Here is a 7001-nt window from a genome sequence, read left to right on the forward strand (position 1 = left end):
TGAAGGCGTGCCCGTCCGCCGGGGCGATTATTCAGTACGCCAACGGCATCGTCGACTTCCAGCAGGACAACTGTATCGGTTGCGGTTACTGCATTGCCGGGTGTCCGTTCAATATTCCGCGCCTCAATAAAGAGGATAACCGCGTGTATAAATGCACCCTGTGTGTGGATCGCGTCAGCGTCGGCATGGAGCCTGCCTGCGTGAAAACCTGTCCCACCGGCGCTATTCATTTCGGTACCAAGAAAGAGATGCTGGATGTGGCGCAGGAGCGCGTGGATAAGCTGAAGAAACGCGGTTATGCCAATGCCGGCATCTATAACCCGGAGGGTGTGGGTGGAACGCACGTGATGTATGTACTGCATCATGCGGATCAGCCCGAGCTCTATCATAAGCTGCCGAAGGAACCTGCCATTGATACCAGCATTAATCTGTGGAAAGGGGCGCTGAAACCGTTATCCGCCGCAGGTTTTATTGCCACTTTTGCCGGGCTTATCTATCACTACATTGGTATTGGCCCGAATAAGGAAGTGGACGATGACGAAGAGGAGGATGGCCATGAGTAAGTCGAAAATGATTGTGCGCACGAAGTTTGTCGATCGCGCCTGTCACTGGACGGTGGTTATCTGTTTCTTCCTGGTGGCGGTCTCGGGGATTTCCTTCTTCTTCCCGACGCTGCAATGGCTGACTGAAACCTTCGGTACTCCGCAGATGGGGCGCATTCTGCATCCGTTCTTCGGCGTGCTGATTTTCGTGGTGCTGATGTTTATGTTCGTGCGCTTTGTGCACCATAACATCCCGGATAAGCAGGATATTCCGTGGGTGTTAGGGATTGTCGAAGTGCTGAAAGGCAATGAACATAAGGTCGCGAAGGTTGGCAAATACAACGCCGGGCAGAAGATGATGTTCTGGAGCATCATGAGCATGATTTTTGTGCTGCTGGTGACCGGGGTCATTATCTGGCGTCCGTACTTCGCGCCGTATTTCCCGATTCAGGTTGTGCGCTACGCGCTGCTGATTCACGCGACGTCGGCCATCATTCTGATCCACGCGATCCTTATCCATATGTATATGGCTTTCTGGGTTAAAGGATCCATTAAGGGGATGATTGAAGGTAAAGTGAGCCGTCGCTGGGCGCAGAAGCACCATCCGCGCTGGTATCGCGAAGTGGAACGCGAAGAGGCGAAAAGAGAGAGTCAGGAAGGGCTGAAGTAACAACGCGTCATCGAAGCGATAACGAGCGGTCTGATGTTTCCGAATGGGCGTGTCAGGCCGCTTTTTATATATACGTTTTCAGGTATTAGTGACTAAGGCATCCAGAGCGGCGATCACACCCGGGCGGGCGCTGCGTAAATTACAGACAAATAATCGGTTGTTGAGCTTTGCTTTATCGATGCTGGTCATTGCAGGGGCGTTAATGGCGAGGGTCTGGAAATCGATATTAACCAGCGGCGTTACCTGATGATAGTAGGTTTTTAATAATGGGTGTCCGCTTAATGGGAGAACCAGACGTGTTGCAAGATCCGCGTAGTAATCGTGTTGAATCACCATAATATAGGGATGCTGCAAACGGCTCCGTTCCGATGCATTTCGATAAACATCAAATTGCATTGTCATTAGAGCACCTCATAAAATGGGTCATCGGATAACAGGCCCGCTTCTTGCGTGAACTCATTCATTTTGCGAATAAATTCTCGATCTTCCGCGCGTATTCTACAACCCGTTGCCTGTTGTGCTATGGTATCAGTTGAAACCCTCTTGCTCTGGTCTGCAATACACTCTTTTACGATGTTCTTAGATTTCATCATACACTCCCTCCCTGTAATGAATGTCCGTGATTATCTCGCTAAGTGGTTAAAACGCAATTCCTCATAATTTATCTTTGCGAGGAGGTATCCAGAAAAACACAGGTGTTGCATCATTCGACATTCCCACTGTTATGAATATGCGTTATTCGCGCTGTTTTTATGGATAAACCTGCCGTCATGCGTTTTTGTCTGGTTTGCATTCTGCGAATGGTCGATAATGCCGACCCGCAAACTCAACATAAACAAGTGATTAGAGGGATGAAAAAAACAATCTTCGCGCTGGCGCTGGGCACGTTTGGCCTGGGAATGGCCGAATTTGGCATTATGGGCGTACTGCCCGAGCTGGCGCACGACGTGGGGATCTCAATCCCGGTCGCGGGAAATATGATCTCCTGGTACGCCTTTGGGGTGGTCATTGGCGCGCCGATCATCGCGTTGTTCTCTACGCGATTTTCCCTCAAGTCCATTATGTTGCTGCTGGCCGCGCTCTGTATTGCTGGCAACGTCATTTTTACCTTCTCCTCCAGCTATGTGATGCTGGCATTCGGGCGACTGGTGTCAGGTTTTCCGCACGGGGCTTTCTTTGGCGTAGGGGCCATTATTCTGTCAAAAATTGCGCCCCCTGGAAGGGTGACCGCGGCGGTGGCGGGGATGATTGCCGGGATGACGGTGGCGAATCTGGTTGGCGTGCCGGCAGGGACCTGGCTGGGACATCAATTCAGCTGGCGCTATACCTTTCTGGCCATTGCTCTGTTTGACGTGGCGGTACTGCTGGCGATAATTGCCTGGGTGCCCACGCTATTTGATAAGTCAGATGCACGTTTACGCGAGCAGTTTCATTTTCTCAAAAGCCCCGCGCCGTGGCTCATTTTCGCGGCCACAATGTTTGGCAACGCCGGGGTATTTGCGTGGTTCAGCTATATCAAGCCGTTTATGATGAACGTCTCCGGGTTTTCCGAGGGGGCGATGATGTTCATCATGATGCTGGTGGGCCTCGGTATGGTGCTGGGCAACATTCTGAGCGGCAAGCTTTCCGGGCGCTACAGCCCGCTGCGCATTGCCGCCACCACCGATTTCGTTATCGTGGTGGCGCTGCTGATGATCTTCGCGCTGGGCGGCATTAAGGTTGCGTCACTGACGCTGGCTTTTATCTGCTGTGCCGGGCTGTTTGCGCTTTCCGCGCCGCTGCAAATATTGCTGCTGCAAAATGCGAAGGGCGGAGAAATGTTGGGAGCGGCTGGTGGGCAAATTGCTTTTAATCTGGGGAGCGCGATTGGCGCGTTTTTCGGTGGGCTGATGATTACCCTGAATTTCGGCTGGAACAGCGTCGCATTACCGGCGGCGGCACTGTCATTTCTCGCGATGTCGTCGTTGTTGCTTTACGCGCGTTATCAGCAGCGCAGGGCGCTTGTCTGAAATAAGCCTCTCCCATCAGGGAGAGGCTGAGAACATTAATGGCGTAAATCAATCACCATACGGCCACGGATCTGGCCTTGTTCCATCTCTTTAAAGATCGCGTTAATGTCGGTTAATGGACGCAGCGCAACTTTCGGTACCACTTTTCCTTCGGCGGCGAACTGGAAGGCTTCGGTCAGATCCTGACGGGTGCCAACCAGCGAGCCAACGACTTCAATGCCGTCCAGCACCAGACGCGGGATATCGAGACTCATCGACTCCGGCGGCAGGCCGACTGCGACCACGCGGCCACCGGCGCGAACCGCGTCAACCGCTGAGTTAAATGCGGCTTTCGCCACCGCGGTGACCACGGCGGCATGCGCGCCACCGGTTTTTTCCTGTACGATTTTCGCCGCGTCTTCACTGCGGGAGTTGATGGTCAGATCCGCACCCATTTCCGCGGCCAGCTTCAGCTGTTCATCGTTAACGTCCAGCGCGATCACTTTGGCATTAAAGACATTCTTCGCATATTGCAGCGCCAGGTTACCCAGGCCGCCAAGACCGTAAATGGCAATCCACTGCCCAGGTTTGATGTGCGACACTTTCACCGCTTTATAGGTGGTGACGCCCGCGCAGGTGATGCTGCTCGCCGCGGCGGAGTCAAGGCCGTCTGGTACTTTTACCGAATAATCGGCGGTAACAATGCACTCTTCAGCCATGCCGCCATCGACGCTGTAACCGGCATTTTTTACCGAGCGGCAAAGGGTTTCGTTACCGCTGTTACAGTATTCGCAGTGCCCGCAGCCTTCGAAGAACCATGCCACGCTCGCGCGGTCGCCCACTTTCAGTGAGGTCACACCTGGGCCAATCTCTTTAACAATACCAATCCCTTCATGGCCGAGGATCACCCCGGTCTTGTCACCGAAATCGCCGTTTTTTACGTGCAGATCGGTGTGACAGACCCCACAGCACTCCATGGAAAGCAGCGCTTCACCGTGCTGCAACGGACGCAGCTTTTTATCGGTGACGTTTACCTGATGGTCATGAGTGACAACTGCAGCCTTCATATCCTACTCCTGGTTATGTTGTATTCGAAAATAATACTCATTAATGATTAGTCATAGGGGCGTAAAACGCAAGGCATGAAGAGAGAAGAATCTGGTGGGTTTTCATATTGATAGCATTAAGGGTTAACCGTATTGTCATCAAACGGTCATCCTTTGTTCACTCGCAAACTCTACGGTGTGCTTTTTACTTTCCCTATAACAATAGAGTGAACACACAATGCATCTGGTCAAAACTATCCTTGCCGCAAGCCTGTTTCTTTCCGCTGCCGCTCAGGCGCACAATATCCTCGAGTTTCCGCAGCCCGAGAATAACCCGGAAGAGTTTTATGCGGTGACCGAGATTCCGGCAGGGGGAATTATCAAATATGAAACCGACGCCAAAACCGGTTTTCTGATCGCCGATCGCTTCCAGTCGATGCCGGTGGCTTATCCGGCTAACTACGGTTCGCTGACCCAGTCGCTGGCGGGAGATGGCGACCCGCTGGATGTGGTGTTTTATACCCGCGCGCCAATGGCTCCGGGTACGCTAATTAAGTTACGCGCGATTGGCGTGCTGAAGATGATCGACGGCGGTGAGAAAGATGACAAAATCATTGCCGTTCCCGCCAGCAAAATTGACCCGACTTATGACGATATTAAGAACATCAGCGATCTGCCAAAAGTCGAGCAGGAGCGGTTGCAGGCGTTCTTCCGCGTCTACAAACAGCTGCCGGAAGGGCGCAAAAAGGTAGAACTGAACGGTTTTAACGATGCCGCCGCCGCGAAGCAGGAGATTAAGCAAGCGTGGAATGCGTGGCTGCAGAAAAACCCGCAATAAAATGTCGCGCTAAAGCGGCTTAAAAAGGAAACCCCGGCGTCGCAATGCTCAGCCGGGGTACCGTTTAGCTTAACTGATTATTGATTAAGTCAATCTCCTCTCGCCAACGTTGCTGCATCAGCGGCTTCTGATGTTTCGGCTTGCGCGCCAGATCCTCTGCTAACCGCTGTTCAAGCGTAATTAAGCGCTCAAGCAGGTCATCGCCTTCCGGCGTGGTTACAGGGGATGAAACCGTTGCCGCCTCCGGAGTTTCTGCGCGGGTACGCTGGCGTAACTGCTCATATACCGCGTCGGCGTCTGGCCATTCGCTCAACCCGCACTCATCAATCAGCCAGAAGCGGTTACAGCTTTGGTTGATGAGCTGGCGGTCGTGGCTGACCAGCAGCAGGCCTCCGGGGTAGTGACAAAGCGTTTCCGCCAGCGCTTCTTTACCGTCGATGTCCAGATGGTTGGTGGGTTCATCCAGCAACAGCAGGCTATAGCGGGCAAGGGACAGGCCGACAAACAGCAGGCGCGAACGTTCGCCGCCGCTCAACGTACTGACTTTTTGCCCATGACGCGTCCAGCCGAAACCGGCTGAAATCAGCGCGCGCTTGCGGGTTTCACCCGACGGCTCGAACATTTCCAGCGCCTCCAGCAGCGTGGCGTTATCCGCTAACTGGTGTAACGTCTGATCGTAATAGCCCGGATGCAGACGCGGATGCAACTTAAGCCCGGCGTCTGGTGCTTCCTGCTGCATTTGTCGCCAAAGCAGACGCAGAAGCGAAGATTTGCCGCCGCCGTTGCGTCCCATAATGGCCACGCGGTCACCGCTTTGCAGCCGGGCGATGCCGGTGGTAAACAGTGGCGCAAGACCCGGCGCAGGGGGGACGGCAAGGTGCTCCATTTCCAGTAACCGATCGGCCCGTACGGCATCGCCATTGAGTTCCAGTTGCCATGGCGTGCCAGCGGTCAGGTCGGTTTGCGCTGCTTTCAACCGGGCAACCTGCCTCTCCATCTGTTTGGCCTTGCGGGAGAGATCTTCGTTGTCATAGACCTGTCCCCAGGTTGCCAACCGTTTGGCGCTGGCGGTGACCCGGTCGATCTCCTTTTGTTCCGCTTTATGCCGTAACGCATCGCTCTCATCCTGTTCAGCCAGCGCTTGCCGAGCGGCGGTGCAGGGGAGTGAGAACGCGTGCAGGGTATTATCACGCAGTATCCAACTGGTGTTGGTCACGGCATCCAGTAGCGGATTATCATGTGAAACCAGCACAAAGCTTCCATTCCAGTTATTCAGGAACGTTTCAAGCCAAAGCAGCGTTGGCAGATCGAGATGGTTACCCGGCTCATCCAACAGCAACAGATCGGGATTAAGAATCAGCGCGCGCGCCAGCAGTAGCCGCGTATGTTGTCCGCCGCTTAAGGTGGCGGCGGCCTGTTCAAGCTCATCAGCGTGAAACCCCATTTCCATCAGCAGCCGTTCAGCCTGCCAGCGCTGGCTTTCACGCGCGGTGAAAGGCAACTGCGCCAGTACCGCCTGTATGAGCGATTGCGCCAGCAGCTCATCAGGAAGATGCTGTTCGACACGCGCCATCAGGCAATGGTTTGCGATGGACACGCTACCGGACGAAGGGGGAATGGTTCCGTCAAGTACCTGTAATAAAGTACTTTTCCCGCAACCGTTATAGCCAATCAGACCGATACGATCGCCTTTCTTCAGGGTGAAGGAGAGTGCGTTGAAAAGAGGGCCGAACGCCGTCTCAACGTGAAGAGATTGTGCAGTTAGTAATGTGCTCATTTGCTTACTCAAGTGTTACAGGCATGAGAATGCCTCGTCATACAACGCTGACGATAACTTGATAAGCCCGAGGGAAGGGTTTAAAGGTTGGTGTCTTCGCTCAAGCAGAAGTTATCGCAGCACGATACCGATAACGCTTG

The 7001-nt window shown here is 53.7% G+C and carries 8 protein-coding genes; 4 read left to right on the plus strand and 4 right to left on the minus strand.

Going from position 1 to position 7001, the window contains the following annotated elements:
* Together ACW14G_RS21605 and fdnI are read left to right on the plus strand one after the other, a co-directional pair.
* A partial coding sequence (locus ACW14G_RS21605) for a 4Fe-4S dicluster domain-containing protein (protein WP_455648786.1) occupies positions 1-563 on the plus strand: 563 nt, incomplete at its 5' end.
* A complete protein-coding gene (gene fdnI, locus ACW14G_RS21610; protein WP_064545498.1) occupies positions 556-1212 on the plus strand; it encodes a formate dehydrogenase-N subunit gamma in 657 nt (218 codons plus the stop codon). The genes ACW14G_RS21605 and fdnI, both read left to right, overlap by 8 nt.
* 78 nt (positions 1213-1290) lie before the next feature.
* Here fdnI and ACW14G_RS21615 read toward each other — a convergent pair whose 3' ends face one another.
* Positions 1291-1614, minus strand: coding sequence for a CcdB family protein (locus ACW14G_RS21615; RefSeq protein ID WP_167575846.1), 324 nt, complete (start codon positions 1612-1614; stop codon positions 1291-1293).
* Positions 1614-1805, minus strand: coding sequence for a hypothetical protein (locus ACW14G_RS21620; protein ID WP_249021813.1), 192 nt, complete (start codon positions 1803-1805; stop codon positions 1614-1616). Before ACW14G_RS21620 ends, ACW14G_RS21615 begins: the two co-directional genes overlap by 1 nt.
* Positions 1806-2063: 258 nt before the next feature.
* On the opposite strand from ACW14G_RS21620, the gene araJ reads away from it, so the two are divergent.
* A complete protein-coding gene (gene araJ, locus ACW14G_RS21625; protein WP_163445578.1) occupies positions 2064-3221 on the plus strand; it encodes an MFS transporter AraJ in 1158 nt (385 codons plus the stop codon).
* Between the two features lie 35 nt (positions 3222-3256).
* Here the strand turns inward: araJ and adhP are convergent, their stop codons facing one another.
* Positions 3257-4267: an alcohol dehydrogenase AdhP gene (adhP, locus tag ACW14G_RS21630; protein ID WP_163445580.1), complete on the minus strand. Its 1011-nt coding sequence runs from the start codon at positions 4265-4267 to the stop codon at positions 3257-3259.
* Between the two features lie 217 nt (positions 4268-4484).
* On the opposite strand from adhP, the gene ACW14G_RS21635 reads away from it, so the two are divergent.
* Entirely contained in the window at positions 4485-5084 is a 600-nt protein-coding gene (locus ACW14G_RS21635) for an inorganic diphosphatase (protein WP_167575842.1), read from the plus strand.
* A 64-nt stretch (positions 5085-5148) separates the two neighbouring features.
* On the opposite strand, the gene ACW14G_RS21640 is transcribed toward ACW14G_RS21635, so the two are convergent.
* Entirely contained in the window at positions 5149-6861 is a 1713-nt protein-coding gene (locus ACW14G_RS21640; protein ID WP_249021812.1) for an ABC-F family ATP-binding cassette domain-containing protein, read from the minus strand.
* Positions 6862-7001 lie beyond the last annotated feature (140 nt).

The sequence above is a fragment of the Kluyvera sp. genome, assembly GCF_965301105.1.

What these genes read in the sequence shown, in the direction of transcription:
- araJ (WP_163445578.1), top strand. Translation starts at nt 2,064, where the DNA reads ATGAAAAAAACAATCTTCGCGCTGGCGCTGGGCACGTTTGGCCTGGGA.
- ACW14G_RS21640 (WP_249021812.1), bottom strand. Translation starts at nt 6,861, where the DNA reads ATGAGCACATTACTAACTGCACAATCTCTTCACGTTGAGACGGCGTTC.
- ACW14G_RS21615 (WP_167575846.1), bottom strand. Translation starts at nt 1,614, where the DNA reads ATGACAATGCAATTTGATGTTTATCGAAATGCATCGGAACGGAGCCGT.
- ACW14G_RS21620 (WP_249021813.1), bottom strand. Translation starts at nt 1,805, where the DNA reads ATGATGAAATCTAAGAACATCGTAAAAGAGTGTATTGCAGACCAGAGC.
- fdnI (WP_064545498.1), top strand. Translation starts at nt 556, where the DNA reads ATGAGTAAGTCGAAAATGATTGTGCGCACGAAGTTTGTCGATCGCGCC.
- ACW14G_RS21635 (WP_167575842.1), top strand. Translation starts at nt 4,485, where the DNA reads ATGCATCTGGTCAAAACTATCCTTGCCGCAAGCCTGTTTCTTTCCGCT.
- adhP (WP_163445580.1), bottom strand. Translation starts at nt 4,267, where the DNA reads ATGAAGGCTGCAGTTGTCACTCATGACCATCAGGTAAACGTCACCGAT.